This is a genomic window from Phenylobacterium sp. FG114, assembly GCF_057809855.1.
The window spans coordinates 362097-388829 of sequence record NZ_JBMDKU010000001.1; the positions used below are offsets into that span (position 1 = coordinate 362097).

The following is a 26733-nucleotide window of genomic DNA, read 5'->3' on the forward strand; positions in this document are numbered from 1 at the left end:
ACGGCAACGGCCGAACGCTCAGACGAACCCGCCGACCACCTGCAACACCGCCTCGCCGTAGTGAGCGAGCTTGGCTTCGCCGACGCCGTTCAGGCGAGCCAGGGCAGCGCGAGAGCCGGGCTTGGCCGCGGCGATCTCGGCCAGGGTGCGGTCGTGGAAGATCACGTAGGGCGGCACGTGCTGGGCCTTGGCCTCGGCGGCCCGCCAGGCCCGCAGCGCCTCGAACAGGGCCTGGTCGCCGGCCCCGACCACCATGGCGTCGCGACCCTTCCGACCCTTGCGCGAGGCCCGCGCTTCGGAGCCCTCGGGCGCCTTGCGCATCGCGACCCGCTGCTCGCCGCGGAACACCGCCCGCACGGCCTCGGCGTCGCCAAGGCCCACGAGCGGCCGGCCGTCGTTCGGGTCCTCGCGCAGCAGGCCCTCGAACAGCAGTTGCTCTGTCAGGTCCCGCCACTGCACGGCCGACAGCTCCTGGCCGATCCCCCAGGTGGATAGGCCTGCTTCCCAGTCGCTGACGTCCTTGGTCTTGCCCAGCAGGTGGTCGACCAGACGGCCTCGGCCGAACCGGCCTTGCAGCCGGTGCGCCGCCGACAGGACCTTCTGAGCCGCCTCGGTGACGTCGTGGGTCTCGACCGTACCCAGGCAGAGATCGCACTGGCCGCAGGCCTCGACGCCCTCTTCGCCGAAATAGCGGCGCACGGCTGCCGCGCGGCAGCCGGCGCCGTCCAGCATGGCGTAGAGCTGGCGCACCTTGCGCACCTGGGCCTGCTTCACCGTTTCGTCGACGTCGCGCTCACCGATGCGGCGCAGCGCCCACGACAGGTCGGCGGCGCCATAGAGGGTGATGCCCTCGGCCGGATCGCCGTCGCGGCCCGCGCGGCCCACCTCCTGCCAATAGGCCTCGATCGCGGCCGGCGGATCCGCGTGGATCACGAAGCGCACGTCCGGCTTGTCGACGCCCATGCCGAACGCGATGGTCGCCACCATCACCGCCGCTTCGGCTTCCAGGAATTCCTCCAGCCGTTCGGCGCGGATCCGCTTGTCGAGGCCCGCGTGGTAGGCCAGCGCCGGCACGCCCGCGTCCCGCAGCGCTTGCGCCAGGCCCTCGGTCTTGTCGCGCGAGCCGGCATAGACCACGCCCGATCGGCCCGGCCGCGCGGTGACCAGCTCGACGACCTTCTTTTCGACATTGCCCCGCTTGCGCTCGGCCGAGAGGATCAGTTCGGGGCGCGCAAAGCTGGCGACGAACTCGGCGGAGTCCTGCAGGCGCAGCTCCGCGCGGATGTCGTCACGGGTGCGGGCGTCGGCGGTGGCGGTGACCGCCAGGCGCGGCGTGCGCGGGAACAGCTCGGCCAGCCGGCCCAGCATCCGGTATTCGGGCCGGAAGTCGTGGCCCCACTGGCTCACGCAGTGCGCCTCGTCGATGGCGATCAGCGACAGCGGCGTCTTGCCCAGCCGATCCAGCATCCAGGGCTGCATCAGCCCTTCCGGCGAGACGTAGAGCAGTTGGAGCTCGCCCGACTCGATCCGCCGCCAAGTCTCGGCCCGCTCGTCCATGTCGATATTGGAATCGAGCCTTGCCGCGGCTACGCCCGACTGCACCAGCGCGGCCACCTGGTCGGTCATCAGGGCGATCAGCGGCGAGACCACCAGCCCCAGGCCCGGCCGCACCAGGCTGGGGATCTGGTAGCAGAGGCTCTTGCCGCCGCCGGTGGGCAGCACGGCCAGCGCATTTCGCCCGGCCAGCACCTCGGAGATGACGTCGGCCTGGAGACCCCGGAAATCGCTATGGCCGAAGGTTCGCCGCAGGATCTCCCGCGCCACTTCCAGCGGCCGGGTCGGAGCTTCGACGTCGACGGGACTCATCGGTCCTATATGACGCGCGCCGCCCACGGGCGCCATGCGCGGCTGGGGTTTTCCCCCGCTAAGCCATCGCGTTGATCTGGGTTCGGTCCTGGATGCTGCGCACCGCCTTCAGCAGCCGCAGCGCGGTCGGACCCGACAGGCTGGCCGGCTCGAACGCCGCTCGCAGGGCCAGGGCGTCCAGGATCGCGTCGTCCGCCGGGCTCATGCTGCGCGCGCACATGTTCCAGTCTGCGAACTCGCGATCCTCCGCCGGTCCAGCGCTCAACACCTTCGCCTCGGCGTGTCGCTTGTCTTCGACGATGCGGCCGTATCGCTCCATGACCGATTTCGCCGGCCCCTCGAGCGACTGCACAAACCAGCCCCGATGCACGAGCAGCAGGCCCGTGACGGCGCACTCGCGGTTGTTGCGGATGGACGCACGGATGATCCCCGCCACTTCGTGGTCGAGATCGTGGGCCGGGATATTGACGCGGCTGGCGTAGATGAGCCGGTGCAGCGTGCGGCTGCTGGAGATGGCGGACATGACGGACTCCGTATGCCCGCCTTAATGCCTGGATTTCATTGAAGGAAAGCTAAGCCGAAGTGTCGGCTTTCCGACGGCCGCCGCCCCTTACCCTTGCTTGACGGTCTTGTTCTGGAAGCCTGCGATCCTGGCCTCCATGTCCGGCCCCCGGCCTTCGCCGCGAAAGATCTCGTGGGCGAGGCCGGCGTCGAGCGTCAGGCCGTCGGTCTCGCGCACCAGCCGCTTGTTCGCGCGGTGGCTGAACCAGGAATTGGCCAGGATGTCGGCGGCCAGCCGGTCCAGCTCGGTGTCGAACTCCGCGTCGGCCACGCAGAGGTTGGCCAGGCCGATCCGCTCGGCCTCGCGCCCGCCGACCGTGCGCGCCGTGAACATCATTTCGCGCGCCTTGTAGGTCCCCACCCGACGCGGCAGCCGCTGGCTCATCCCCCACACCGGCGTCAGCGCCCACTTCGCGTGGGTGTCGGCGAACTTCGCGCCCTCGGCCGCAAAGACGATGTCGCCCGCCAGGGCCAGCTCGAGCGCGCCGGTGTAGCAGTGGCCGTGCACGGCCGTGATCACCGGCTGCGGCAGGTCGGCCAGCCGCTCGATCACCTTCGACTGGTAGAACGGTTCAGGCAGCTTCTCGCCCACGGCGATGTCGCCCAGATCGTGGCCCGCCGAGAAACAGCGGCCTGCTCCCCTCAGGATCACCAGGCCGACCGTCTCGGTCTCGGCCGCCAACCGGCGGACATGCGCATCCAGTTCGCGGAAGAGCTCGACGTTCAGCGCGTTCAGCTTGTCGGGCCGGTTCAGGGTCAGCGTGGCGGCGCTGTCCTTGTCCTGGCGCAGGACCAGTCCGCTCATTCGGCGGCCATCTTCACGGGCGTCGCCTGGGCGCCGCGCAGGAGGCGGCCAGGCAAGGCGTCGGTGGGTTCGCCGTCGCGGTAGGTGACCTGGCCGGCCAGGATGGTGGCGGTATAGCCTTCAGCCCGCTGGATTAGGCGGCGCCCGCCCGCCGGCAGGTCGTGGGCCACCTCGGGCGCCCGCAGCTTCAGCCGGCCGTAATCGATGACGTTCAGGTCCGCGCGATAGCCGGGCTGGACCAGGCCGCGGTCGAACAGGCCCACCGTCTCGGCGGTGTCACGGCACTGGGCCTTGATCATCGTCTCGACGCTGAGCTTCGGGCCGCGCGTGCGGTCGCGCGTCCAGTGGACGAGGTTGGTGGTGGGGAAGCTGCCGTCGCAGATCATGCCGACATGGGCGCCGCCGTCCGAGAGGCCGGGCACGGTGTCGGGGTGGGTCAGCATCTCATACGCCGGGTCGAGATTGCCGTCGGCGTAGTTCAGGAACGGCAGGTAGAGCATGCCGTGCCCGTCCTGCGTCAGCATCTGGTCCAGCGCCACCACCGCCGGGTCCTGACCGGTGCGCTCGGCGATCGCCGCCACCGTCTGGTCGGCGGTGGGCTCATAGTCCGGGTCGGCCGCCATCAGGTACATGCCGCCCCAGTTGCGCGGCTGGCTGCCGGCGAAGCTGCGCTGGCTCTCGATTTCCTCGCTGAGCAGACGGGCGCGGAACGACGGGTCGCGCAGGGCGGCCACGCGCTCGGCCAGCGGCCGCGTCGCGATCTCCTTGTAGACGGCGTGCTGGCTGAAGGGGTTCAGGGTCAGTTCCAGGCCGAAGAGGATGCCCACCGGCCGGCTGGCCACCTGCGCCCGCATCGGCAGGCCGTCCAGGTTGGCCTGGCGCAGGCCGGCCAGCAGGGTCTGGTAGCTGCGCGGCGCACGTGGACTCTGCAGGAGCGAGAACGACAACGGGCGGCCGGATCTCTCCACCAGCCGGCGCAGCATGGCCCACTCCTCGACCGGGTCCTGGAAGTCGGAGACCACCTGCAGCACGCCGCGGCCCGCGGCGGCCATGCCCATGGCGATGCCGGTCAGCTCGTCTTCGCCCGCCGTCAGCGTCGGCGTCGGCTGGCCATCCGAGGTGCGGTGGTTCAGCGTCCGCGAGGTGGCGAAGCCGATGGCGCCGGCCTCCATCGCCCGCTTGGCGATCGCCGCCATGGCGTGAATGTCCGCCTCGGTCGCCGGCTCGCGATTGGCGCCGCGCTCGCCCATGACGAACACACGCAGCGCCGCGTGGGGCAGCTGGCTGCCGATGTCCACGTCGAACGACCGCGACGCCAGGCTGTCGAGATAGTCGGGGTAGCTCTCCCAGTTCCATGGCAGGCCGGTGCTCAGCACCGGGAAGGGGATGTCCTCGACGCCTTCCATCAGGCGGATGAGGCGGTCGTGATCCTCGCGTTTGCAGGGGGCGAAACCCACGCCGCAGTTGCCCATGATCACCGTGGTGACCCCGTGCCACGACGAAGGCTGCATGCGCCCGTCCCAGGTCGCCTGCCCGTCGTAATGTGTGTGGATGTCGACGAAGCCGGGGGTGACCAGCTTGCCGCGTGCGTCGATCTCCTCGGCCCCCGCGCCGGCGATCCGGCCCACGGCGGCGATCCGCCCATCCTTGACGCCGACGTCAGCCTCGAACGGCTGTCCGCCCGTGCCGTCGACGACCGTTCCGCCACGCAGGACCAGATCGAAGGCCTTTTCCATGGGGCGTCTCCCGTACCGCGTTTTCCGTATCCTGCCGCCCGTGACGCCGGGTCGGTCAAGGGCGGAAGCGGGAACCGGCTGGATTTGCGGGCATTCGTCTGGCCTGTCCGGAAGAAGTCCGGAGAAGGAGCCCATGTCCGTCAAAGCGTTCATCGCCCTCACCGCCCTGGCCGCCGTGGCCGTCGGCTTCGCCCTTCCGGCCCCGCATCACGCCGAGGCCCAGCAAGTCGCGCAGATCCAGACGATCGAGCTCGACGACTAAGCCTTGGGCGCCGCGCGCCGGCGCAGGCGCATGCCACTCATCAGGGTGACGAAGAAGGCGGTGGTCCAGCCCAGCAGCAGGACGCCGTTGATGCCCTCGATGCCGCCCAGCAGCCGCCACTCGGGCGCCATTGCCTTGTCGCCGTAACCGATCGCCGAATAGGTCGTGGTCGAGAAGTAGACCGCGGTGCGGAAGTCCTCGATAGCGCCCAGCGCGTGGAACAGCACGGCGTAGAGCCAGATTTCCAGGCCGTGCAGAACGAACAGGCCCAGCACCAGGGCCACGGTGAATCCGACACCACGCGCCGAGACCCAGTCCAGGCTATGCACGTTCTGCTCAGCGCGAGTGATGCGCGCCAGGAGGGCGAGGCCCCAGCCGTGGATGACGACGGTCAGCGCCACCATCCCCGTGGCCACCAGGAGTTCCAGCAGCATCGCGCCTAGTTCTCGCGCGGCATTGCGGAGGCCTTGGCGGCGCAGCCGTGCAGGCTCTCGTTCAGCAGGGCGATCTCGGCGCTCATCGGGTACTTGAAGTCGCTCATGCCGTCCGAACACTCTCCGGCGCGCAGCGTCACCGTCATCTGCCGTCCATCGGCGGCCTTCGCGATCCATACGGTCTGACCGGACTGGATCGCCGCACCCGGAGCCGTCGCGCTGAGCGGCGGCATGTCTGGTCGCTCCAGCTTGAAAGTGGTCCCGTCGATCGAGAGAGCCCAGAACGGCTCGGTCCCGATCGCGCGGATCGGCTGACTGATGTCGATCGAGCTTCCCGCGGAGCCGCCGGGCGACGGCGCGGCTGCCGGGGCGACAGGCGCGTCGGCCGGCGGCGGCGCGGGGGCGCCCGTGGGATCCTGCGGTTGGCAGGCGCAGAGGCCCAGCAGGGCCAGGCTGACGAGACTCGTCTTCATCCGCGCGATCTTGGCGCAAATCACGCTAGCGTCCATGCCGTGGCGCGGCCCTTCACCTTCTACGAGTTCTTCGCCGGCGGCGGGATGGCCCGGATGGGTCTCGGCGACCGCTGGTCCTGTGCCTTCGCCAACGATTTCGACCCTGTGAAGGCGGCGACGTATCGCGCCAATTTCGCCGACGCGGCGGCCCACTTCCACGAAGGCGACGTCTGGAAGTTATCGGACGCCGATCTGCCCGGCCGCGCCGATCTCGCCTGGGCCTCGAGCCCCTGCCAGGACTTCAGCCTGGCGGGCGGCCGGGCCGGGCTCCAAGGCGGGCGGTCCTCCGCCTTCTTCGGATTCTGGAGGCTCATGGAGGCGCTGGACGACGCCGGCCGCGCGCCGCGCCTGATCGTGGTCGAGAACGTCACCGGCCTGCTCACCTCGCACGGCGGGGCGGACTTCGCCGCCCTGGGCGCTGCCCTGGGCGCGCGGGGCTACCGCTTCGGGGCCCTGGAGATCGACGCGGCGACCGTGCTGCCGCAATCTCGCCCGCGTGTCTTCGTGGTGGCCGCCCGTGAGGTGCCTGCGGCCCTGACCGGGGACAGCCCCTTCCACACCCGCGCGGTGAAGGCGGCCCAGGCGGCGCTGCCGGCGGCGGTCGCCGCGCATTGGGTCTGGTGGCGCCTTGCCGCGCCGCCCGCCCGCAACACCGATCTCGCCGCCGTGCTGGAATCCGACGCCGACGTCGCCTGGCATTCGCCCGAGGAGACCGCGCGGCTCGTGGACCTCATGGGCCCGCTGCACCGCGCTCGCCTGGCCGCCGTCACCGGCCGAGCCGTGGGCGCCGTCTTCCGCCGCACCCGGATCGAGAATGGCCAGCCCGTGCAGCGCGCCGAGGTGCGGTTCGACGGTCTGGCCGGTTGCCTGCGCACGCCCCGGGGCGGCTCGTCGCGGCAGGCGATCCTGGTGGTCGAGGCGGGCCGAGTCCGATCCCGCCTGCTCTGCCCGCGCGAGGCCGCGCGCCTCATGGGCCTGCCCGATACCTACCGGCTGCCGCGCACCACCACCGGCGCCTTGCACGTGGCCGGCGACGGCGTCGCCGTCCCGGTGGTGCGCTGGCTGGCCGGTGAACTGCTGGAGCCGCTCCTGAGTCCGGCGGCGGTGATGGCGGCCGAGTAAATCTAACAGCGGCCCCACTGCGCGCCGGCTTCCAATCCCCATCGGAAAGACTAGGGTTCGCGGCGAATTCCAGCTCGATGAGGTCCGCTATGGACGACGCTACCCCCGACAAGGCCTACACCGCCGCCCGCTACAAGCGCTCGGGCCGGGGCAAGATCTATGATTCCGTCCTCGACCTGATCGGCGACACGCCGCTGGTGCGCCTGCCGCGCCTGACCGCGGCGCTGAAGCCCAAGGCCGAGGTCGTGGCCAAGCTGGAGTTCTTCAACCCGCTGGCCTCCGTCAAGGACCGCATCGGCGTGGCCATGATCGAGTGGCTGGAAGCCGCCGGCCACCTGAAGCCGGGCGGCCGCATCGTAGAGCCCACCTCGGGCAACACCGGCATCGCCTTGGCCTTCGTCGCGGCGGCCAAGGGCTACAAGATCACCCTGGTCATGCCCGAGAGCATGTCGATCGAGCGGCGCAAGATGCTGCTGATCCTGGGCGCCACCCTGGAACTGACCCCGCCCGAGCGCGGCATGGCCGGCGCCGTGGCCCGCGCCCGCGAGATCGTCGAGGCGACGCCGGGGGCGGTGATGCCGCAGCAGTTCGACAACGCCGCCAACCCGCTGATCCACCGCGTCTCGACCGCCGAGGAGATCTGGAACGACACCGACGGCCGCGTCGATGCCGTGATCTCCGGCGTGGGAACGGGCGGCACCATCACCGGCGTCGGCCAGGTGCTGAAGGCGCGCAAGCCGTCGCTGAAGATGGTGGCGGTCGAGCCGTCCTCGTCGCCCGTGCTGTCGGGCGGCGCGCCCGGCCCGCACAAGATCCAGGGCATCGGCGCGGGCTTCGTCCCCTCGATCCTGGAGCGCGGCGTGATCGACGAGATCATCCAGGTCACCAACGACGACAGCTTCGCCATGGCCCGCCGCGTGGCCAAGGAAGAGGGCATCCCGGTCGGCATCTCGTCGGGGGCGGCGCTGACCGCCGCCTTTGACCTGGCCAGCCGCGACGAGATGGCCGGCAAGCTCATCGTCACCATCATCCCCAGCTTCGCCGAACGCTACATCTCCACAGCGCTGTTCGACGGGCTGTAGGCTGAAGGTCGCCGTCGTCGGCTGCGGCGTCGCCGGCCTCGCGGCGGCGCTGGCGCTCGTCCGGCGCGGCCACACGGTCACGCTGTGCGAGGCGTTCGAGACCCCGCGCCCGCGTGGTTCGGGTCTCCTGCTGCAACCGTCCGGTCTCGCGGCCATGCGAACTCTGGGCCTCGATCAAGCGATCCTGGCGTGTGGGGCGCGGGTCGAGCGGCTGGAAGGCCGGGATCTCGCCGGCCGCGAGCCGATGAAGATGTCCTATTCCACCTGGCGGCCGAACGCCTTCGGACTGGGCGTACATCGGGCGGCGCTGTTCGAGTTGCTGTTTGCCGCCGTCGAGGCGTCGGGCGTCGACATTCGCACCGGCGCAGCCATTGCCGGCTTCGACGGCCTGACGTCGCCGACGCTCGCGGACGCCGCCGGCCGCAACCATGGCCCATTCGACATGGTGGTTGTGGCGGACGGCTCGGCGTCGAGCTTGCGCCGACAGGTGCGACCCCGCGCCAGGGCGCCAACCTATCCGTGGGGCGCGGTGTGGGCCAATGCGACCGCTGGCCCGGAGTTCGATGGCGCTCTGCGCCAGCGCTACGACCGCGCTGAGGTGATGGCCGGCGTCTTGCCGATCGGTGGCGGCCAAGCCAGCTTCTTCTGGTCGCTGCCGGTCAGGTCGATGGACGCCTGGGCAGAGGGGGACTTCAGGGTTTGGCGTGACCGCGTGCTCAGTGTCTGGCCCGAGATCGAGCCCATTGTGACGCAGTTCGATGGCCCCGACGCGTTCAACCAGGCGATCTATCGTGACGTCAGCGTCGGTCGTTGGTGCGCGGGCGCCTTCGTGCTGATCGGCGACGCGGCGCATGGGACCAGCCCGCAACTCGGCCAAGGCGCGAACCTCGGCTTGATCGACGCGGTGGAGTTGGCGATGCGAGTCGAGCATCCAAAGGACCTGCCCCGCTACCAGCGCGCGCGACGCCTGCAGACCGCGCCCTACCAGATCTTCTCCCGTGCCCTGACGCCGCTGTTCCAGTCCTCCGGGCCCGTGGGGCCATGGGTGCGCAGCGCGCTGTTCGCCCCGCTGGCCCAGGCGCCGTTGCTGGATCGCATCGCGGCGGCCACCCTGACCGGCATGTTCCGCCTGGGACCGACGCCGCCAGAGCTGAGGCCATGACCGACGTCTACGGCCCGGAGAAGCGTTCTGCCGTGATGCGGCGGGTGAAGGGGCGGGACACGACGCCGGAGATGACGGTGCGCCGGGCGCTGACGCGGCTCGGCGCCCGCTATCGGCTGCATCGTAAGGACCTGCCCGGCAATCCGGACATCGTCATGCCGGGGCGCCGGCTGGCGATCTTCGTGCATGGGTGTTTCTGGCATGGCCACGACTGCCCGCGGGGCAGTCGCGTGCCCAAGCAGAACCGCGACTACTGGGTCGCCAAGGTCGGCCGCAACCTGGCGCGGGACGCCCGCAACGCCGAGGCCTTGGCGGCGGCGGGCTGGCGCGTCGAGACGATCTGGGAGTGCGAGCTGAAGGATGCGGCGGCGCTCGAGGCCAGGTTGCAGCGCCTGCTGGATTGAGTTCAGCGGCCGCCGAACAGCCGTCGCCAGAACCCGCCGCCGGCCTGGTTGCGCGCTTCGCCGGCCGGCTCGCGCGAGGCGCCGTGGTGCGAGGTTCGCCGCAACTGGATGAAGGTGGAGCCATCGGGGAGCGACTCGTCGTGCCGGAAGCCGCAGATCGATTTGGCGAGGTCGGGCGGCACATCCCACAGCATGTCGACGCCTTGATTGTCCGGCGCCGCCTGTTCCTCGATCGCCTTCGCGAGAACCCCGGCGTAGGCCGCTGGGAGATCGCCGGCTGCAGTGGGCTCGTCGTCTTGCTTCTCGCAATCCCAAGTCACCCGCCAGGTCTCCGCGCCATCGGCGTAACCCCGCGCCTCGGAGAACATCACATGCTCCTCGACGGCGCAGGCGACGGCGGGGCCGTGTGGCAGGAGGACGCGCGCCGGCGCGCCGAAGGCCGCTTCCACATCTTGCTCGAACCAGACCACGGTCCAGCCGTTCGCGAGCGCGGCGATGCTGACATCACCTTCCGGGTACGGATTGCCTTCACTGACGACTTCCATGCCGAGGGCCTCGATCGCCGTTTCGGCGGCAAGCCCCTTCACTGCGATCCAACTCGCTGAAAACCCCACGTTGCCCTCTGTGTTGCTTCAACCACCACTATAGCGGTGGCTGTGGCGGCATCAAGAACAAAACCGAAACTAAGCCGCCACCACCTCTTCCACCACCACCTCGGTCTTCACCGAATTGGCGATGAAGCATTCCTCGTGGGCGCGGTGGTGGAGGTGTTCGGCCTCGGCCTCGGTGGGGCGCCTGCCGGCGTAGGCGATCTCGGGCCGCAGGGTGACTTTGCTGACCCAGGGTACGCCGGCGGCATTCTTCTCCATCACGCCCTCGGCCGCATCGCGGTAGCGGGTGACGGTGAAGCCCTCCAGCCGCGCCATGTGCAGGAAGGTCAGCATGTGGCAGGACGACAGTGAGGCGACCAGCATCTCCTCGGGATCGACCGCGCCCTTCTGGGCCCACTTGCCGACCACGTGCGGCGAGGAGGTGGCGGGCATCCGGTGCTCGGCGAAGTCGACCAGGTGGCCGCGGCTGTAGCGGCCGTTCAGGAAGTCCTCGCCCTCGGCCAGCACCCAGTCGATCGTCGCGCGGTACGCCGCCATCACCTCACCCCTTCTTCAGAACGCCTCGGCCGGAAGCTTCATCAGAAGATCGGACCCCGTCTTCAGCTTCGCAAGGCGGCTGCCCGTTTCCGGCAACAGGCGTTCGACGTAGTAGCGGCCGACCGTCAGCTTGGTCTCGTAGAAGGCGTCGGTGTCTCCGCTCGCGATCCGCGCCAGCGCCGCCTTGGCCTGCAGCGCCCACATGTAGGCGAGCGCCGTCAGGCCGAAGAGGTGCAGGTAGTCCGTCGAGGCCGCGCCCGCGTTGTCGGGGTTGGCCAGGCCGTTCTGCATCAGCCACATAGTGGCCTCCTGCAGCTCGGCCTTGGCCCCGGCGAGGCCGTCCGTGAACGGCTTCATCTTCTCGTCCGCCCCGTTCTCGGCCACGAAGGCGTCGAGCTCGGCGAAGAAGCTCATCACGCCGCGGCCGCCGTCGGCGGCAAGTTTCCGGCCGACGAGGTCCAGCGCCTGCACACCGTTGGTGCCCTCGTAGATCAGGGCGATGCGCACGTCGCGCAGGTACTGGCTGGCCGGAAAGTGCTCGGTGAAGCCCGAACCGCCATGCACCTGCATGGCGTCGGAGCAGACGTTGAAGCCGCGGTCGGTGAGGAACGCCTTCACCACCGGGGTCAGCAGGGCCATGTAGTCGCGGCCCTTCTGCTGGACGGCCTCGTCCGGGCTGGCGTGGCTGAGGTCGCCGTGCAGGGCGGTCCAGGCCATGAACGCGCGGCCCCCTTCGACGATGGCCTTGGCGTCCATCAGCATCCGCCGCACGTCGGGGTGGACGATGATCGGGTCGGCCGGGCCCTCGGGGTTCTTCGGCCCGGTCAGCGAACGGCCCTGCAGGCGGTCCTTGGCGAAGGCGGCGGCAGCCTGGTAGGCGGCCTCGGCCTGGGCGATGCCCTGCAGGCCCACGCCCAGCCGCGCCTCGTTCATCATCACGAACATCAGCTTCAGGCCGGCGTTCTCCTCGCCGATCAGCCAGCCGGTCGATTCCTCGTGGCCGATCACGCAGGTGGCGTTGCCGTGGATGCCCATTTTCTCTTCCAGGCCCAGGCAGTTCACCGAATTGCGCTGGCCCGGGTTGCCGTCGGCGTCGGGGATGAACTTGGGCACGATGAATAGGCTGATGCCGCGCACGCCGGCCGGGGCGCCCTCGATGCGGGCCAGCACCAGGTGGACGATGTTCTCGGTCAGGTCCTGCTCGCCGCCGGAAATCCAGATCTTCTGGCCCGTGATCTTGTAGGTCCCGTCAGCCTGAGGGACCGCCTTGGTCCGCAGCAGGCCGAGGTCGGTGCCGCAGTGCGGCTCGGTGAGGTTCATGGTGCCCGCCCACTGGAACGAGGCCAGCTTGGGCAGGTAGAGGTCCTTCTGTTCCTGGGTCCCGCCGACGTGGATGGCGGAATAGGCGCCGTGCGTCAGCCCCGGGTACATGGAGAAGGCCATGTTCGCCGAGCTGCTCATCTCGGAGAATGCCACGTTCACGACGTGCGGCAGGCCCTGGCCGCCATAGGCCGGATCCGAGCCCAGCGCCGGCCAGCCGCCCTCGACCAGCTTGGCGTAAGCGTCCTTGAAGCCTGTCGGCGTCTTGACGCTGAAGTCCGGGCTCCACGTGCAGCCTTCCTTGTCGCCGACGCCGTTCAGCGGTGCGAGCACCTCGGACGTGAACTTGCCGGCTTCCTCCAGGATGGCCTCGACGGTGTCCATCGAGGCGTCGGCGAAGGCCGGCAGGTTGGCGTAGCGGTCGAGCTGGAGCACGTCGCGCAGCAGGAAGACGTAGTCCCGCACGGGGGCTTGGTAGGTCATGGGAACTCCGAACATCGGATCGCAGGGGCGATGGGGCGCCTTGCTGGGCGATTACCATGTGCTCCGGCGCGCGTCATGGCCGGTTCCTGGCGGCGCGCCCTTGCGCGACTCGGGTAATCCTCGGGGCGATCACGGAGTACGAGCATGGCCCGAGCGCCGGACCCGCTGACCGAGGTGGTCCAGCTGCTGCAACTGAACGTCCATGCCCTCGAGATCGTGACGTCGCGCGCGCTCGCCGAGCTGGAGAACATCCGGCCCGGCCTGCTCGAGGCGGTTTCCGGTCCGGTGATCTTCCAGGACCGGCCGGATGCGGACTTCGACGCGCACCTCGGCAAAGTCGACGAACAGATCAGCCGGCTGGTCGTTTGGGCGCGACAGTACCGCGGCGAACTTCCCTAGCGGCCGCTCGCTCTAGGTTCGCCCGGGCGGGCTTCTCCCGTTCGACGCGTTTCAGTCGAACGGGGAGCCGTGCGCGGCGGCCTAAGCCCCGACGCCGTCCAGCTGGCGGCGCAGCATTTGGTCGTAGTCTGCCGCACGGGGCAGCAGATCGGGGCGTGTCTCGGACAGCCGCTTTTCCATCGCCGCGATGCCACCCTCGAGCTGGGCGATCGCGTCGTCGATGTCCTTTTTCTGCTGCTCCAGGGCGACGATCCGCTCGCGGAACTTCTTCAGGCTCTTGGCTGCCTGCTGCACGCCGCTGTCGTCGGCCTCGTAGAGGTCGAGGATCTCGCCGATTTCACAGAGCGACAGGCCGACCCGCTTCCCGCGCAGGATCAGCACCAGCCGCCCGCGGTCGCGGTAGGAATAAACGCGATTCATCCCGTCACGGGCGGGATTCAGCAGCCCCTTATCCTCGTAGAAGCGCAGGGCGCGCGGGGTGCATTTGAACTCGAGGCACAGCTGCCGGATCGTATAGGTCCGGGCCGGACGACGGAGATCGGTTGGCATTTTGACGTCCTCCCTAGGTTATCGTTGATAACCACGGTGATCTCGGTTTCCGTTTACGTCAAGGGACACTTGCGTTCACGCTGAGGTGAGCAATCACGTCCAGTCGCCCGGAAGGCCAGCATCTCCCGAATTGGGGCGACCTCGCGGCGCGCGGGGCTGGATGGCGGGCGCGAGGCTGGATAGCTTCGCGGCCTGTTGCGGGTTCGTGTTGGGGGTATCGCCTTGAAGAGTCTCTGGTTGGGCTGCGCCGCGGCCTTGGCGCTGATGTGCGGCTCGCCCGCGGTGGCCGCGAAGGCCGAGGCGCCGCCCAGCCCGACCGCGGGACTGACCCGGCAGGAGGGTCTGGTTCCGATCTACGTCGACGCCGCCAAGGGCCGCGTGCTGGCCGCGCTTCCGGCGCCCGACAAGGACGGGATCGCCGGCCGCTACCTCTATGTCTCGGCGCTGAAAACCGGCCTCGGCTCGGCGCCCGTCGGCCTGGACCGCGCGCGCCTCGGCGACACCCAGGTGCTGGCCTTCCGCCGGGTGGGCGGCAAGGTGCTGGCCGAGTTCGAGAACCCGCGGTTCCGGGCCGCCGGCGCTCCAGCCGCAGAGCAGGCAGCCGCCCGCGAAGCATTCGCCACCTCGGTGGTCTGGGCGGGCAAGGTCGAGAGCGTGCTTCCCGACGGCCGGCTGCTGGTCGACCTCTCGTCGTTCCTGACCCGCGACGTCATGGGGATCGCCGACGCCCTGAAGCGGGGCGGCGAGGCGGGCTTCAAGCCGGTGGGGGACCTGTCGGTCGCCGACACCTCGGCGGTGAAGGTGTTCCCGGAGAACGTCGAGTTCGAGGCGCTGCAGACCTACGCCTCCGACACGCCCGGGCCCGAGACCCGCAATATCGCGCCCGATCCGAAGCTGATCACGCTCACCGTGCGCCACAGCCTGGTGAAGCTGCCCGAGCCTGGCTACCAGCCGCGCGCATTCGATCCGCGCTCGGGCGCCTTCGACGGCGTGGTGCTCGACTACGCGGCGCCGCTCGACCACGACATCGTCCAGCGCGTGGCCCGCCGCTTCCGGCTGGAGAAGACCGATCCCAACGCGGCCGTCTCGACGGTGAAGAAGCCGATCGTCTTCTACGTGGACCGCGCTGCGCCCGAGCCGATCCGGACCGCGCTGCAGGAGGGCGCCCGGTGGTGGGCCACGGCCTTCGAGAAGGCCGGCTACAAGGACGCCTACCGGGTCGAGATCCTGCCCGAGGGCGCCGACCCGCTGGATATCCGCTACAACATGATCAACTGGGTGAACCGCGCGACCCGTGGCTGGTCGTACGGCCAGGCGGTGGCAGATCCCCGCACCGGCGAAATCGTGAAGGGCTCCGTCCTGCTGGGCTCGCTGCGCGTGCGCCAGGACATGCTGATCTTCGAAGGTCTGGTCGGGGCCGACGCCAGCGGCAAGGGCGGCCCGAACGATCCGATCCAGGTGGCCCTGTCGCGCATCCGCCAGCTGGCGGCGCACGAGGTGGGCCACTCCCTGGGCTTCGCGCACAACTTCGCGGCCTCCAGCCAGGACCGCGCCTCGGTGATGGACTACCCGGCGCCGCGGGTGAAGCTGACCGGCGGAAACATCGACCTCTCAGACGCCTATGGCGTGGGCGTCGGCAAGTGGGACGACTTCATCGTCGACTGGCTGTACGGCGAGGGCGATCCCTCGGCGAAGGCGGCTCAGGCGCAGCGGAGCCTGCGCTACGTCACCGATCAGGACGCCCGCGCCGTGGGCACCGGCCAGCCACATGCCGCGATCTGGGACGACGGGGCCGAGCCGGTGGCCGAGTTAGCCCGCGTCATGGCCGTGCGCCGCGTCGCCATCGACCGCTTCGGCCCGCAGGCGCTGCGCCCCGGCGAGGCGGCGCAGGCGCTGAAGCGGAAGTATGCGCCGATCTACCTGATCCACCGCTACCAGCTCGAGGCCGCCGCCAAGGTGCTGGGGGGCGTCGACTTCAGCTATGCGGTGCGCGGGGATGCGGCGGCCAAGGCCGACGTGGTCCCGGCGGCGGCCCAGCGGGCAGCGCTGGCAGGACTGCTCGCCGCCATGACGCCCGAGGCGCTGGACACGCCGGAAGCCCTGATCCCCTACCTGTCGTCCGGCCAGTCCGGCGACGGCGACCGGCAATACGAGATCGAGGTGTTCGACGGGTCGGGCGGCCCGGTGTTCGACGCCCTCACCGCCGCTGACGTGGGCGCCGGCATGGTGTTGGACGCGATCCTGGCCCCCGATCGGCTGGCCCGCCTGACCGAACAGTATCGCCGCGACGCGGCCCAGCCTGGCGTCGGCGAGGTCGTCGACCGGCTGACGGCCCAGGCCTTCGCCCCGGCGAGCGGGCGGCTGGCCGAGGTGGCCCGGCGGGTGCAGACCCGCACGGTGCTGGAGCTGGCGGCGGTGACGCGGCGGCCCGATGTCTCGCCCGCGGCCAAGGCCGAGATCAGCCAGCGCCTCGTCGATCTGACGGCGAAGCTGAAGGCCGCGCCGGGGGTCGATCCGTCCGACCGTGCGCACCGCCTGACGCTGGCGGCCCTGCTGCAGGACAAGGAGGAACTGGTCCGCGTCCTCGCCCAGCCGAAGCGCCGTCCGGAGGCGCCTCCCGGCATGCCGATCGGTAGCGACGAGGACTAAGGCTTGAGGGCGGCGGCTCAGGCCGCCGTCAGTTCCCCCGCCAATGCGCGTTCGATCAGGTCCACCGTGCGGTCCACGCCGAAGATGGCGGTGAACGAGCCGAAGCGGGGGCCCTGGCTTTGCCCCAGGAGCACCTCGTAGAGCGCGGAGAACCAGGCGCGCAGGGGTTCGAACCCGGCCGCCTTACCCACCTCGAACACCTCGTTCTGGATGGCCTCGGCGTCGGCGCCTGCGGGCAGGGCCTTCAGCTTCCCGACCAGTTCGGTCATCGCCGCGCGTTCCTGGTCCGTCGGCGCCCGGAAGCGCTTCGCCGGCTTCACGAAGTCCTCGTAGTAGTTGATGGCGTAGCCCGCGAGCTTGTCCAGCAGCGGCTCGCTTTCCGGCGTCGCGCCCGGGATGTAGCGGGCGATGAAGGCCCAAAGCAGGTCCTTCGTCGAGGCGTCCGCCGCCGACACCAGGTTCAGGAGCAGCGAGAAGCTGACCGGCGAACCCTTCGCGGGCGGATCGCCCCGGTGCACGTGCCAGGCGGGGTTGTCGAGCTGGGCGGCGTTGTCGCCCTCCGCCTTCTTGCGGATCAGCGCGTCGAGCTGCTGCAGGTACTCGTCGGTCGCCTTGGGGATCACGTCGAAGTAGAGCCGCTTCGCCGATTTGGGCGACTGGTACATGTAGTAGGTCAGGCTCTCGGGCGCGCCGTAGCGCAGCCACTCTTCGATGGTCAGGCCGTTGCCCTTGGATTTCGAGATCTTCTGGTTGTTCTCGTCCATGAAGAGCTCGAAGTGGAAGGCTTCGGGCGGTTCGGCGCCCAGGGCCTTCACGATCCTGTTCGACACGCGGACGCTGTCGACTAGGTCCTTGCCTGAAGCCTCGAAGTCGACCTCCAGCGCGGTCCAGCGCGCCGCCCAGTCCGGCCGCCACTGCAGTTTCACGTGGCCGCCTGTCACCGGGACCTCGGTCAGTTCGCCGTCCTCGTCCGGGAAGGTGATCGTGCCCTTCTCGACGTCGCGGCCCACGGTCGGGGCCTGCAGCACGCGGCCGGTCTTCGGGCTGATCGGCAGGAACGGCGAGTAGGTGGCGCGCCGCTCCTCGCCCAGGGTCGGAAGCATGATCGCCTGTACCGCGTCGAAGCGGGCCAGGATGCGCAGCAGCACCTCGTCGAACCGCCCCGACTTGTAGGTCTCGGTCGAGCTCATGAACGTGTACTCGAAGCCGAAGCTGTCGAGGAAGGCGCGCAGGCGAGCGTTGTTGTGGGCGCCGAAGCTCTCGTGCTCGCCGAACGGGTCGCGGACCGAGGTCACCGGCTTGTCGCGGTCCTCTTCCAGCATCGCCTTGTTGGGCACGTTGTCCGGGATCTTCCGCAGGCCGTCCATGTCGTCCGAGAAGACGATGAGCTGGGTCGGGATCGCGTCCTCGGTGAGCGCGCGGAAGGCGTTGCGCACGATGGTGGGCCGCGTGGCCTCGCCGAACGTGCCCAGGTGCGGCAGGCCGCTGGCGCCGTAGCCGCACTGGAAGATGACGGGTTTCTGCAGGGCCGGCAGCGTCCGAACCGCCTCGGCGAACTTGCCCTGGGCGAACAGCGTCGCGGCCAGGTCGCGCTCGGCGTCGGTCAGGCGCAGACGGGTGATGCGGTCGAGCAGCAGGCGCGCCTGTTCGAACGGCCAGCTCTTGGCCTCGCGCGCCTGATGGGAAAGTCCTTGGAGGTTCGGGCCTTGCGACATGGGCGCGGCCTACCGCCCCTGGCCCTATGGCTCAAGCCCTATCCGGCTGTGGGTCGCCTGTGGGACGTCATCGCAACGTCGCCCAAGCTTCACCGTGCTGTCGCGCCTCGGTCCTAAGGCCGTCCCCGCAGAGCCGCTCAGGCGGCATGGGGGATACTGATGCTTCGTTCCACGTCCAGCTGGGCGGTGCTGACCGCCGTGTTGCTATCGGCCGCGCCGGCCGTCGCCCAGACCGCCTCAACATCGGTGGACGAGCTGGTCGTCACCGGGCAGCGCGCCTCGCAGCAAAAGGCCATTGCGGCCAAGCGCGACTCCACAGCCGTCATCGACGCCATCTCGGCCGACGACATGGGCCGCCTCGCGGACAAGAACGTGGCCGAGAACCTGGAGCGCCTGCCTGGCGTCGGCGTGTTCTACGACCAGGGCGAGGGCCGGTACGTCTCGATCCGCGGCTTCGACTCCTCGCTCAGCAACGTCACGCTGAACGGCGTCGAGTTGGGCAATCCGGACGGCCTCGCTTCGGAGCCGCGCGTGCCCCTGGACGTCGTCGGCGGCCAGCTGCTCTCGCGGCTCGAGGTGGTGAAGGTGGTCACTCCCGACATGGATGCCCAGGGCATCGGCGGGTCGGTCAATCTGGTCACCCAGTCGCCGTTCGAGTTCAAGCAGGACGTCTTCGCCCGCGCCAGCGCCCAGGTCGGTTACCAGGAGGCGTACAAGGGTTCGCACCCGCTGCAAGGCGACGCCACGGTCGGCGGCATCTTCGGCGACGGCAAGTGGGGCGCCCTGATCGGCGTCAGCGGCTCGTCGCGGAAGTTCCACTCCAACGGCTTCTTCCCCGACGACTGGCGCACCGTGCCGGGTTCTGCCCGCGGCGGCCTGCCGACCAACATCAAGTTCACGAACTACACGATCAAACGCGAGCGCGTGGGCGTCTCGGGCGCGCTGGAGTATCGGCCGAACGACGAGGACAAGTTCTATCTGCGCGGCCTCTATTCAAAGTTCACGGAGGACGAGCACCGCCAGCGCTACCGCGCGGATTTCGGCTCGAACCCAGCCAACATCACCTTCAACGCCGACGGCTATGCGGGCGTGTCGCGCAACGTGGACGTCCGCGAGGACCTGCGCGAGGAATACAAGGAGAAGTCCTTTTCCTCGCTGTCGTTCGGCGGCGAGCACGAGCGCGGGTCGTGGAAGTTCGACTACGACCTTTCCTACAGCTACGCCGAGGTGGTCGAGCCCAACCGGCTCTGGCAATTCCGCAGCGTGTCGGCAAACACCGTCGTCGACTTCGACATGCGGTCGCTGCTGTTCTCGGCCGAGCCGCGCGACCTGCCGCTCAGCAACCTGGGCTTCCGCCAGTACCAGGAGCAGGACGAGCACGGAAACGAGACCAACTGGGCCGGCAAGGCCAGCGCCCGCTACGATGTGGACTGGGGCGATGGCGGCTACGTCAAGTTCGGCGTGAAGGTGCGCGACCAGGACAAGAAGTTCGACGGAAGCACCGACGTCTGGGACCGCGCCGGCGCCGGCGCCAACCGCTTCACCCTGGCCGACTTCAACCTGCACGGCCCGGACGAGTTCGTGCGTTTCGAGGATCGCACCTATGTCCTGCGCTATGTGATCGGCCAGGACATCATCGCGTTCACCGACCAGAACCTGGCCGGCCCGCGCTTCGTGAAGAACGTCGGGAGCAGCGTCAGCAACGAGACGGTCAACGACTACGGGCTGAACGAGCGCATCTATGCCGGCTACGGCATGTTCGACGTCCGCTTCGGCCAGCTGCGCGCGATCGGCGGCCTGCGACTGGAGCGCACCGAGACCGACGTCAGCGGGTACACCCTGGTGAACGGGGCCACCATCCGTCCGGCGGAGCAGTCGAACGCCTACAACAACCTGTTGCCCAACCTGCAGCTCCGCTTCGAGCCGCGGCAGGACCTGGTGCTGCGCCTCGCATACTCTCGCACGCTGGGCCGGCCGAACTTCGGCCAGCTCAAGATCTCCGGGACGCTCACGTCGGTTCCGCGGGCGGACGGCCAGCTCGACGCCGAGCTCGACGAGGGCAACGTCGACCTGAAGCCCTATGTGTCCGACAACCTGGATGCGACCGCGGAATGGTACTTTGCGCAGGGCGGCCTACTGTCGGCGGGCGCGTTCTACAAGAAGATCAACGACCCGATCTACAAATTCCGCCAGACTTTCAACAACATCACCATCGGCGGGCAGACTTACGCGACGCTGGGTTACACCCAGCCGCGCAACGCCGAGTCCGGCGAGATCGCGGGCGTCGAATTCGCCTATCAGCAGCAGTTCGTCTTCCTGCCGGGTCTGCTCAGCGGCTTCGGCTTGGCGGCGAACCTCACCCTGATCGACTCCCACCTCGATATCGTGGGCCGGCGCACCGACTTCCTGCAGCAGTCGGACCTGCTTTGGGGCGGCCAGCTCTTCTACCAGAAGGGTCCGTTCGAGGCGGCGCTGTCGTTCCACCACACGGGCAAGAACCTGCTCAGCCTGGGCTCCACCGCCGCGGGCGACACCTACAATGACGACTATGAACGGGTGGACCTGAAGGCCAGCTATGCCATCAATGAGCGGATCGAGCTTTTCGTCGAGGGGCAGAACCTGACCGACACGAAGTTGCGCCAGTACGTCGGCGGACGCCGGGACTGGATCACCAACTACGAGCGGCTGCGCCAGACGTACTATGTAGGGGTGAGCGCACGTTGGTAGACGCGTATTCCAGGCGGCGGCTGCTTCTCCAGGCCGCCGTGATGGCGGGCGCCGCGCTGTCTCCGGCGGCGTGGACCCCCGCCGTCGCCCAAACCCGGCTGGCGGAGTATCCGTTCAAGGTCGGGGTCGCCTCGGGCGAGCCGCTGCCGGACGGCGTGGTTCTGTGGACGCGCCTGGTCACCGATCCGCAGGCGATCGGCGCCGGAATGAGCCGCGCCCCGGTCCGCGTGGGATGGGAGATCGCCGAGGACGAGCGCCTGAAGCAAGTGGTCCAGCGCGGCCAGGCCCTGGCCGTCGCCGAGGCCGGCCACTCGGTCCACATCGAAGTCGCGGGGCTGAAGCCCGGCCGCGCATATTGGTACCGCTTCACCGCCGGCGGCCACGCCAGCCCCGTCGGCCGTACGCGCACGGCGCCGGAGCCTGGAGCGCGCGCCGACCGCCTGAGGATCGCCTACGGCTCCTGCCAGAAGTGGGAGTCCGGCTACTACGCCGCCCATGCCCATCTGGTGGAGGACGACCCGGACATCGTGCTCTTCCTGGGCGACTACATCTACGAGAAGGCCGCGACCGACGACGGCGTGCGCAAGCACCCGACGGTGATCGCCCAGGACCTCACCAGCTATCGCCAGCGCTATGCCTGGTACAAGGCCGACGAGAACCTGCAGGCGGCCCATGCGGTCGCGCCCTGGGTGGTCACGTGGGACGATCACGAGGTCTCGAACGACTACGGCGGCGACCAAGACCGCTCGAACCCGCCGCCCGCCCTGTTCCTGAAGCGCCGCGCCGCCGCCTACCAGGCCTATTACGAGAACATGCCGCTGCGCCGGTCGGTGAAGCCGGTGGGGCCTGACATGCGCCTCTACCGCAGCCTGGACTGGGGCCGGCTGGCCCGCCTCACGCTCATTGACGACCGCCAGTACCGCGCGCACCGCAGCTGCGACGTCCAGTCGAAGGAAAAGCTGATCCCAGCGTCCTGCCCCGAGCGGACGGACCCGAAGCGCTCGATGCTGGGCGAGGCCCAGGAATCCTGGCTCACCGAACAGTTCAGCACGACGCCCGCGCGCTGGAACCTGCTGGGGCAGCAGACCCTGATGAACGAGATCATCACGCCAGACCAGCGGGTGAGCAACGACGGCTGGGACGGCTACGCCCAGACCCGCCAGCGCATCCTGGAGGGTTGGCGCGATCATAAGGTTTCGAACCCGGTCGCGCTGGGCGGCGACGTCCACTGCTTCTTCGCCGGCGACCTGGCCCTGGAGCGGGGCGGCAAGCCGATCGCGAGCGAGTTCGTGGGCGGCTCGGTCACCTCCCTGGGGCGGTCGCGGGAGATCGTTCAGGGCATGCTGGCGATCACGCCCACGCTGAAGTTCGGCGACGGACAGACCCGCGGCTACGGCCGCGTCGACGTCTCGGCCAAGACCTGCGAGGTGACCTTCCGGGGCCTCGAGAACGCGCTGCTGCCGAAGTCGCCCATCCGCGACCTGGCAAGGTTCGTGGTCGAGGACGGCGAGGCGGGGCTGAAGAATGCTTGAGCTGCTGGCGGCGGCCGCGCTGGCGCTCAGCCCGGCCGCGACCGTCTCGCGCCTGTCTGCCCCCGAGGCGAACCAAGGCGTCGCCGTGGACGCGGGCTTCATCTACGCCATCGATAATTCGGTCATCGCCAAGTACGACCGCGCCACGGGCCAGAAGGTCACCGCCTGGACGGGCGATCCGGCCACCTTCCCGCACCTGAACTCCTGCATCATCCTGGGCGCCGAGCTGGTCTGCGCCAGCTCGAACTATCCCACCCTGCCGATGCAGAGCTCGGTCGAGGTGTTCGACACCATCACCATGACCCACCTGCGGTCCATGCCCATCTCGCCCCAGCCCGGCTCGCTGACCTGGGTCGACCGGCGCGAGAACGCCTGGTGGGCCTGTTTCGCCAACTACGACGGCAAAGGCGGGGAGCCGGGTCGCGACCATCGGTTCACCACCCTGCTGAAGTTCGACGACAAGTGGCGCGTCGCGGGCGTATGGACGTTCCCCGACAGCGTACTGGCCCGCTTCAAGCCGCGCAGCTCATCGGGCGGCGCCTGGGGGGCGGACGGGCGGCTGTACGTGACCGGCCACGACCTCCCCGAGGTCTATGTGCTGGAACTGCCGCGGATCGGATCGGTGCTGAAGCATGTGGCGACCATCCCCGTCGCGGCGGAAGGCCAGGCGGTGGCGTTCGATCGTTCCGCCGACCGCGTCCTGTTCGGTATAAGCCGCGCGAAGCGCGAGGTGGTGGGCATGAAGCTGCCGCCGGTGGAGGGGAAATGAACCGCAGACTGATCCTGGCTCTGGTCGCCGCCACAGCGCTTTCAGCCTGCGGCCAGAACAAGCCGGCCGAGCGGAAGGATGTCGTGTTCTCGATTCTTTCGGCCGAGAGCCAGACCAGCGCCGAGAAGGATTGGGCGCCGTTCCTCGCCGACATGTCCAAGGCCATCGGCCGGCCGGTCACCGCCTTCTACGGTTCGAACTACACCGCGCTGATCGAGGCCATGCGCTTCAAGCAGACAGACCTCGGGTGGTTCACCAACCAGTCGGGGCTCGAGGCGGTAAGGCGGGGCGACGGCGAGGTGTTCGCCCGCTCCGTGAACCCGACCGGCATCGACGGCTACGAGGCCGTGATCATCGTCAAGACCGGGTCGGGGCTGACGCTCGACAAGATCCTCAAGTGCGACAAGACCCTGAACTTCGGCATGGGCGACCCCAAGTCCACATCGGGCACCCTGGCGCCGATGACCTACCTGTTCGCGCCGCGGAACCTCACCCCCGAGACGTGCTTCAAGACCGTGCGCTCCGCCAACCACGAGACCAACCTGTTCTCCGTGGCCGGCGGCATGCTGGACGCGGCCACCAACAACACCGCCTCAATGGACCGGCTGAAGCTGCTGAACACCGACGTGGCGAAGAACACGCTGAAGAACGTCGAGATCGTCTGGCGCTCGCCTCGCATTCCCGAAGACCCGCTGGTCTGGCGCAAGGACCTCGACCCGGCGCTGCGCAAGAAGCTCGCCGACTTCATGTTCAGCTACGGGGTTGGCGACACGCCCGAGGCCGCCCGCCAGCGCGCCATCCTGGAGAAGATCCAGACCAAGCCGTTCGTGGCGGCCGACGACAGCCACCTGATCCCCGTGCGCGAGATGGAGGCCACCGGCCAGTTCATCGAGGCCCGCAACCGAAAAGACGCTGCCGCTGAACAAAAGGCCCAGGCGGCCCTCGCCGAGATCGCCAAGGAACGCGCGGCGCTGCCCAAATAGGGCGGTCCGCTCGTGGCCGCGGCCGGCCTTTCGAGCGGCGCGCCCTAGGTGAGCGTCAGCAAGGCAAGGCCGACGCCGCCGATCAGGATCCGGAGCCAGCCGAAGGGAGCCAGGCCGCGGCTGGTGACGATCGCCAGCATGGTGCGGATCACCACGATGGCGACGGCGAAGGAGACGACGAAGCCGATGGCGATGAGCGGCAGGGTATCGGCCGTGAGCTGATCGCGGCTCTCCCAGGCGTCGAGCACGAAGGCCCCCAGCATCGTCGGGATCGCCAGGAAGAACGTGAACTCGGCGGCCGCTCGTTTCTCCACGCCAAACAGCATGCCGCCCACGATGGTGGCCCCCGAGCGTGAGACGCCGGGGATCATGGCCAGCACCTGGAAGAGGCCGATGATCAGCGCCTTGACCAGCGGCAACCGGAACGCGTCGTGCGCCACGGGCTGCGGCGCCAGCCGGTCGATGAACAGCAGCACGATCCCGCCCAGGATCAGCGACACGCACTGCACCACCGGGCTGTCGAACAGCACCGCCTTGATGAAGTCGTGGAATAGCAGGCCCAGGACCACCGAGGGGATGAAGGCGACGATCACCGTGAGCGCGAACTTGCGCGCCTCCGGGTCCGTGGGCAGGCCGATGACCTGTTTCCAAAGCTTGCCGAAGTAGAGGGCGACCACGGCCAGGATCGCACCCAGCTGGATCATCACCGCGAAGGTATCCCAGAACCCGCTGGGCAGGCCCATGGCCTGTTTGGCCAGCAGCATCATCCCCGTGGATGACACCGGGATGAATTCCGTCAGGCCCTCGATGATCCCCAGGATGACGGCATAGACCCAGTCCGGCAGCACGTGGACGCTCCAATACAAGTCGCGGAGGGCGACAGGGCCCGGACTATGGTGAACAACAGGTTCATCTCAAAATTGGACTAATTTTCTCGGAGGGCCGCGCTCGATCGTCACATCGGCGTCATCTAGCGATGCTGATAGTCCATTTTTTGGATCATCGTCTTTTCACGCAATTTCTTGCCCTCTAGATGGCCGCTCGAACGGAGAGAGCGCACTTCCATGGCCGAGCGCATGCTGAAATTTACCGTCACGCCCCGGGCGACCCCGGAGAAGCGGGACGCCGGCGCGCGGGCGGGCGATTTTCATGAGATCTACCGCGACTTCATCGACGCCAAGGCGTCGGAGCAAGCCTCGCGTTGCTCGCAGTGCGGCGTCCCGTTCTGTCAGACCCACTGCCCGCTGCACAACAATATCCCCGACTGGCTGCGGATGACGGCCGAGGGGCGGCTGGAGGAGGCCTACGCCCTCAGCCAGGCGACGAACTCGATGCCCGAGATCTGCGGCCGCATCTGCCCGCAGGACCGCCTGTGCGAGGGCAACTGCGTCATCGAGCAGTCGGGCCACGGCACCGTGACCATCGGCGCGGTCGAGCGCTATCTGTCGGACAAGGCCTGGGAGATGGGCTGGGTGCGCCCGCTGGCGGCCGCGGCCGAGCGGAGCCAGTCGGTGGGCATCGTCGGCGCCGGCCCCGCGGGCCTGGCCGCCGCCGAACGCCTGCGCGAGCTGGGCTACAAGGTCACCGTCTACGACCGCCACGACCGGCCCGGCGGACTGCTGGTGTACGGCATCCCCGGCTTCAAGCTGGAGAAGGAGGTCGTGGAGCGCCGCACCCGCCGCCTGGCCGAGGGCGGGGTGGAATACGTCCTCGACTTCGAGGTGGGCCGCGACGCGACCCTGGACCAGCTCCGCGCCAAGCACGACAGCGTGCTGATCGCCACGGGAGTCTACGCGGCGCGCGACATGGCGGTCCCAGGCGCGGGCTCGGCGGGCGTCGCGCCGGCGCTCGAGTACCTGATCGCCTCCAATCGCAAGGGCCTGGGCGACGAAGTTCCGGACTTCGACACCGGCAAGCTGGACGCCGCTGGCAAGAACGTGGTGGTCGTCGGCGGCGGCGACACCGCCATGGACTGCGTCCGCACCGCCATCCGCCAGGGGGCGACCTCGGTCACCTGCCTCTACCGCCGCGACCGCGCCAACATGCCGGGCTCGGACCGCGAGGTGGGCCACGCAGAGGAAGAGGGCGTGATCTTCGAATGGCTGGCCGCGCCCAAGGCGGTGACCGGCGACGCCTTGAAGGCCGCCGGCCTGGTGGCTGCCCGCATGCGCCTGGGCGCGCCGGACGCTTCCGGGCGCCAATCCCCGGAAGAGATCGAGGGTGCGGACTTCGACCTGCCCGCCGACCTGGTGATCAAGGCCCTGGGCTTCGACCCCGAGGACCTGCCTACCGCCTTCGACGTGCCCGACCTGGCTGTGACCCGCTGGGGCACGGTGAAGGCCGACATGCGAAACATGATGACCTCGATCCCGGGCGTGTTCGCCGCCGGCGACATCGTCCGCGGCGCCAGCCTGGTGGTGTGGGCCATCCGCGATGGCCGCGACGCCGCCGAAGCCATTCACCGCTACCTCGCCGCGCACGCCAGCGCCGACGCCCTGATCCCCGCCGAGTAG

Annotated in this window: 24 protein-coding genes; 12 read left to right on the top strand and 12 right to left on the bottom strand. The window is 69.1% G+C overall.

Going from position 1 to position 26733, the window contains the following annotated elements:
* Positions 1 to 18: 18 nt before the first annotated feature.
* The 4 genes from recQ to ACODSY_RS01890 form a co-directional block, all read right to left on the bottom strand.
* A complete protein-coding gene (gene recQ / locus ACODSY_RS01875; protein WP_488949926.1) occupies positions 19 to 1866 on the bottom strand; it encodes a DNA helicase RecQ in 1848 nt (615 codons plus the stop codon).
* Between the two features lie 58 nt (positions 1867 to 1924).
* Complete coding sequence (locus ACODSY_RS01880) at positions 1925 to 2389, bottom strand: BLUF domain-containing protein (RefSeq protein ID WP_488949927.1); 465 nt, start codon at positions 2387 to 2389, stop codon at positions 1925 to 1927.
* An 87-nt stretch (positions 2390 to 2476) separates the two neighbouring features.
* Positions 2477 to 3232: an enoyl-CoA hydratase/isomerase family protein gene (locus tag ACODSY_RS01885; RefSeq protein ID WP_488949928.1), complete on the bottom strand. Its 756-nt coding sequence runs from the start codon at positions 3230 to 3232 to the stop codon at positions 2477 to 2479.
* Entirely contained in the window at positions 3229 to 4968 is a 1740-nt protein-coding gene (locus ACODSY_RS01890) for an N-acyl-D-amino-acid deacylase family protein (RefSeq protein WP_488949929.1), read from the bottom strand. The genes ACODSY_RS01885 and ACODSY_RS01890 overlap by 4 nt, the downstream gene beginning before the upstream one ends.
* Positions 4969 to 5101: 133 nt before the next feature.
* Here ACODSY_RS01890 and ACODSY_RS01895 point away from each other — a divergent pair, with 133 nt between their 5' ends.
* Positions 5102 to 5230: a hypothetical protein gene (locus tag ACODSY_RS01895; RefSeq protein ID WP_488949930.1), complete on the top strand. Its 129-nt coding sequence runs from the start codon at positions 5102 to 5104 to the stop codon at positions 5228 to 5230.
* Here ACODSY_RS01895 and ACODSY_RS01900 read toward each other — a convergent pair.
* Together ACODSY_RS01900 and ACODSY_RS01905 are read right to left on the bottom strand one after the other, a co-directional pair.
* Complete coding sequence (locus ACODSY_RS01900) at positions 5227 to 5664, bottom strand: ion channel (RefSeq protein ID WP_488949931.1); 438 nt, start codon at positions 5662 to 5664, stop codon at positions 5227 to 5229. The two genes, ACODSY_RS01895 and ACODSY_RS01900, sit on opposite strands and share 4 nt — an antisense overlap.
* 5 nt (positions 5665 to 5669) lie before the next feature.
* On the bottom strand, positions 5670 to 6137 hold the full coding sequence (locus ACODSY_RS01905; RefSeq protein WP_488949932.1) for a COG3650 family protein: 468 nt from the start codon (positions 6135 to 6137) through the stop codon (positions 5670 to 5672).
* A gap of 39 nt (positions 6138 to 6176) precedes the next feature.
* On the opposite strand from ACODSY_RS01905, the gene ACODSY_RS01910 reads away from it, so the two are divergent.
* The 4 genes from ACODSY_RS01910 to ACODSY_RS01925 all read left to right on the top strand — a co-directional run bounded on the left by ACODSY_RS01910 (position 6177) and on the right by ACODSY_RS01925 (position 9946).
* The gene (locus tag ACODSY_RS01910; protein ID WP_488949933.1) at positions 6177 to 7298 is read left to right on the top strand and encodes a DNA cytosine methyltransferase; all 1122 of its coding nucleotides are present in this window, start codon (positions 6177 to 6179) and stop codon (positions 7296 to 7298) included.
* Positions 7299 to 7387: 89 nt separating this feature from the next.
* Positions 7388 to 8380, top strand: a complete 993-nt coding sequence (gene cysK, locus ACODSY_RS01915; RefSeq protein WP_488949934.1) for a cysteine synthase A — start codon at positions 7388 to 7390, stop codon at positions 8378 to 8380.
* Positions 8277 to 9542, top strand: coding sequence for an FAD-dependent oxidoreductase (locus tag ACODSY_RS01920; protein ID WP_488949935.1), 1266 nt, complete (start codon positions 8277 to 8279; stop codon positions 9540 to 9542). Before cysK ends, ACODSY_RS01920 begins: the two co-directional genes overlap by 104 nt.
* Positions 9539 to 9946, top strand: coding sequence for a very short patch repair endonuclease (locus tag ACODSY_RS01925; RefSeq protein WP_488949936.1), 408 nt, complete (start codon positions 9539 to 9541; stop codon positions 9944 to 9946). The genes ACODSY_RS01920 and ACODSY_RS01925 overlap by 4 nt, the downstream gene beginning before the upstream one ends.
* Before the next feature lie 2 nt (positions 9947 to 9948).
* On the opposite strand, the gene ACODSY_RS01930 is transcribed toward ACODSY_RS01925, so the two are convergent.
* The 3 genes from ACODSY_RS01930 to ACODSY_RS01940 form a co-directional block, all read right to left on the bottom strand.
* Complete coding sequence (locus tag ACODSY_RS01930; RefSeq protein ID WP_488949937.1) at positions 9949 to 10533, bottom strand: hypothetical protein; 585 nt, start codon at positions 10531 to 10533, stop codon at positions 9949 to 9951.
* A 96-nt stretch (positions 10534 to 10629) separates the two neighbouring features.
* Positions 10630 to 11094, bottom strand: a complete 465-nt coding sequence (locus ACODSY_RS01935; protein ID WP_488949938.1) for an OsmC family protein — start codon at positions 11092 to 11094, stop codon at positions 10630 to 10632.
* 15 nt (positions 11095 to 11109) lie between these two features.
* Entirely contained in the window at positions 11110 to 12897 is a 1788-nt protein-coding gene (locus tag ACODSY_RS01940) for an acyl-CoA dehydrogenase C-terminal domain-containing protein (protein WP_488949939.1), read from the bottom strand.
* Between the two features lie 144 nt (positions 12898 to 13041).
* Between ACODSY_RS01940 and ACODSY_RS01945 the strand changes: the two genes are divergently transcribed.
* A complete protein-coding gene (locus ACODSY_RS01945) occupies positions 13042 to 13296 on the top strand; it encodes a hypothetical protein (RefSeq protein ID WP_488949940.1) in 255 nt (84 codons plus the stop codon).
* 81 nt (positions 13297 to 13377) lie between these two features.
* Here ACODSY_RS01945 and ACODSY_RS01950 read toward each other — a convergent pair whose 3' ends face one another.
* Positions 13378 to 13845: a MerR family transcriptional regulator gene (locus tag ACODSY_RS01950; RefSeq protein ID WP_488949941.1), complete on the bottom strand. Its 468-nt coding sequence runs from the start codon at positions 13843 to 13845 to the stop codon at positions 13378 to 13380.
* Positions 13846 to 14067: 222 nt separating this feature from the next.
* On the opposite strand from ACODSY_RS01950, the gene ACODSY_RS01955 reads away from it, so the two are divergent.
* Positions 14068 to 16494, top strand: coding sequence for a zinc-dependent metalloprotease (locus ACODSY_RS01955; protein ID WP_488949942.1), 2427 nt, complete (start codon positions 14068 to 14070; stop codon positions 16492 to 16494).
* Between the two features lie 17 nt (positions 16495 to 16511).
* On the opposite strand, the gene ACODSY_RS01960 is transcribed toward ACODSY_RS01955, so the two are convergent.
* The gene (locus tag ACODSY_RS01960) at positions 16512 to 18209 is read right to left on the bottom strand and encodes a lysine--tRNA ligase (RefSeq protein ID WP_488949943.1); all 1698 of its coding nucleotides are present in this window, start codon (positions 18207 to 18209) and stop codon (positions 16512 to 16514) included.
* Between the two features lie 159 nt (positions 18210 to 18368).
* Between ACODSY_RS01960 and ACODSY_RS01965 the strand changes: the two genes are divergently transcribed.
* The 4 genes from ACODSY_RS01965 to phnD are packed head-to-tail and all read left to right on the top strand — an operon-like array spanning position 18369 to position 24220.
* On the top strand, positions 18369 to 20936 hold the full coding sequence (locus ACODSY_RS01965; RefSeq protein ID WP_488949944.1) for a TonB-dependent receptor: 2568 nt from the start codon (positions 18369 to 18371) through the stop codon (positions 20934 to 20936).
* A 41-nt stretch (positions 20937 to 20977) separates the two neighbouring features.
* Positions 20978 to 22468: an alkaline phosphatase D family protein gene (locus ACODSY_RS01970; protein ID WP_488949945.1), complete on the top strand. Its 1491-nt coding sequence runs from the start codon at positions 20978 to 20980 to the stop codon at positions 22466 to 22468.
* On the top strand, positions 22461 to 23237 hold the full coding sequence (locus ACODSY_RS01975) for a hypothetical protein (RefSeq protein ID WP_488949946.1): 777 nt from the start codon (positions 22461 to 22463) through the stop codon (positions 23235 to 23237). Before ACODSY_RS01970 ends, ACODSY_RS01975 begins: the two co-directional genes overlap by 8 nt.
* Positions 23234 to 24220, top strand: coding sequence for a phosphate/phosphite/phosphonate ABC transporter substrate-binding protein (phnD, locus tag ACODSY_RS01980; RefSeq protein WP_488949947.1), 987 nt, complete (start codon positions 23234 to 23236; stop codon positions 24218 to 24220). The genes ACODSY_RS01975 and phnD overlap by 4 nt, the downstream gene beginning before the upstream one ends.
* A 44-nt stretch (positions 24221 to 24264) precedes the next feature.
* Here the strand turns inward: phnD and ACODSY_RS01985 are convergent, their stop codons facing one another.
* The gene (locus ACODSY_RS01985) at positions 24265 to 25065 is read right to left on the bottom strand and encodes an undecaprenyl-diphosphate phosphatase (RefSeq protein WP_488950153.1); all 801 of its coding nucleotides are present in this window, start codon (positions 25063 to 25065) and stop codon (positions 24265 to 24267) included.
* A gap of 219 nt (positions 25066 to 25284) precedes the next feature.
* Between ACODSY_RS01985 and ACODSY_RS01990 the strand changes: the two genes are divergently transcribed.
* Positions 25285 to 26733, top strand: a complete 1449-nt coding sequence (locus tag ACODSY_RS01990; RefSeq protein ID WP_488949948.1) for an NAD(P)-dependent oxidoreductase — start codon at positions 25285 to 25287, stop codon at positions 26731 to 26733.

What these genes read in the sequence shown, in the direction of transcription:
- recQ (WP_488949926.1), bottom strand. Translation starts at nt 1,866, where the DNA reads ATGAGTCCCGTCGACGTCGAAGCTCCGACCCGGCCGCTGGAAGTGGCG.
- ACODSY_RS01880 (WP_488949927.1), bottom strand. Translation starts at nt 2,389, where the DNA reads ATGTCCGCCATCTCCAGCAGCCGCACGCTGCACCGGCTCATCTACGCC.
- ACODSY_RS01885 (WP_488949928.1), bottom strand. Translation starts at nt 3,232, where the DNA reads ATGAGCGGACTGGTCCTGCGCCAGGACAAGGACAGCGCCGCCACGCTG.
- ACODSY_RS01890 (WP_488949929.1), bottom strand. Translation starts at nt 4,968, where the DNA reads ATGGAAAAGGCCTTCGATCTGGTCCTGCGTGGCGGAACGGTCGTCGAC.
- ACODSY_RS01895 (WP_488949930.1), top strand. Translation starts at nt 5,102, where the DNA reads ATGTCCGTCAAAGCGTTCATCGCCCTCACCGCCCTGGCCGCCGTGGCC.
- ACODSY_RS01900 (WP_488949931.1), bottom strand. Translation starts at nt 5,664, where the DNA reads ATGCTGCTGGAACTCCTGGTGGCCACGGGGATGGTGGCGCTGACCGTC.
- ACODSY_RS01905 (WP_488949932.1), bottom strand. Translation starts at nt 6,137, where the DNA reads ATGAAGACGAGTCTCGTCAGCCTGGCCCTGCTGGGCCTCTGCGCCTGC.
- cysK (WP_488949934.1), top strand. Translation starts at nt 7,388, where the DNA reads ATGGACGACGCTACCCCCGACAAGGCCTACACCGCCGCCCGCTACAAG.
- ACODSY_RS01925 (WP_488949936.1), top strand. Translation starts at nt 9,539, where the DNA reads ATGACCGACGTCTACGGCCCGGAGAAGCGTTCTGCCGTGATGCGGCGG.
- ACODSY_RS01935 (WP_488949938.1), bottom strand. Translation starts at nt 11,094, where the DNA reads ATGGCGGCGTACCGCGCGACGATCGACTGGGTGCTGGCCGAGGGCGAG.
- ACODSY_RS01940 (WP_488949939.1), bottom strand. Translation starts at nt 12,897, where the DNA reads ATGACCTACCAAGCCCCCGTGCGGGACTACGTCTTCCTGCTGCGCGAC.
- ACODSY_RS01945 (WP_488949940.1), top strand. Translation starts at nt 13,042, where the DNA reads ATGGCCCGAGCGCCGGACCCGCTGACCGAGGTGGTCCAGCTGCTGCAA.
- ACODSY_RS01950 (WP_488949941.1), bottom strand. Translation starts at nt 13,845, where the DNA reads ATGCCAACCGATCTCCGTCGTCCGGCCCGGACCTATACGATCCGGCAG.
- ACODSY_RS01960 (WP_488949943.1), bottom strand. Translation starts at nt 18,209, where the DNA reads ATGTCGCAAGGCCCGAACCTCCAAGGACTTTCCCATCAGGCGCGCGAG.
- ACODSY_RS01965 (WP_488949944.1), top strand. Translation starts at nt 18,369, where the DNA reads ATGCTTCGTTCCACGTCCAGCTGGGCGGTGCTGACCGCCGTGTTGCTA.
- ACODSY_RS01970 (WP_488949945.1), top strand. Translation starts at nt 20,978, where the DNA reads ATGGCGGGCGCCGCGCTGTCTCCGGCGGCGTGGACCCCCGCCGTCGCC.
- ACODSY_RS01975 (WP_488949946.1), top strand. Translation starts at nt 22,461, where the DNA reads ATGCTTGAGCTGCTGGCGGCGGCCGCGCTGGCGCTCAGCCCGGCCGCG.
- phnD (WP_488949947.1), top strand. Translation starts at nt 23,234, where the DNA reads ATGAACCGCAGACTGATCCTGGCTCTGGTCGCCGCCACAGCGCTTTCA.
- ACODSY_RS01990 (WP_488949948.1), top strand. Translation starts at nt 25,285, where the DNA reads ATGGCCGAGCGCATGCTGAAATTTACCGTCACGCCCCGGGCGACCCCG.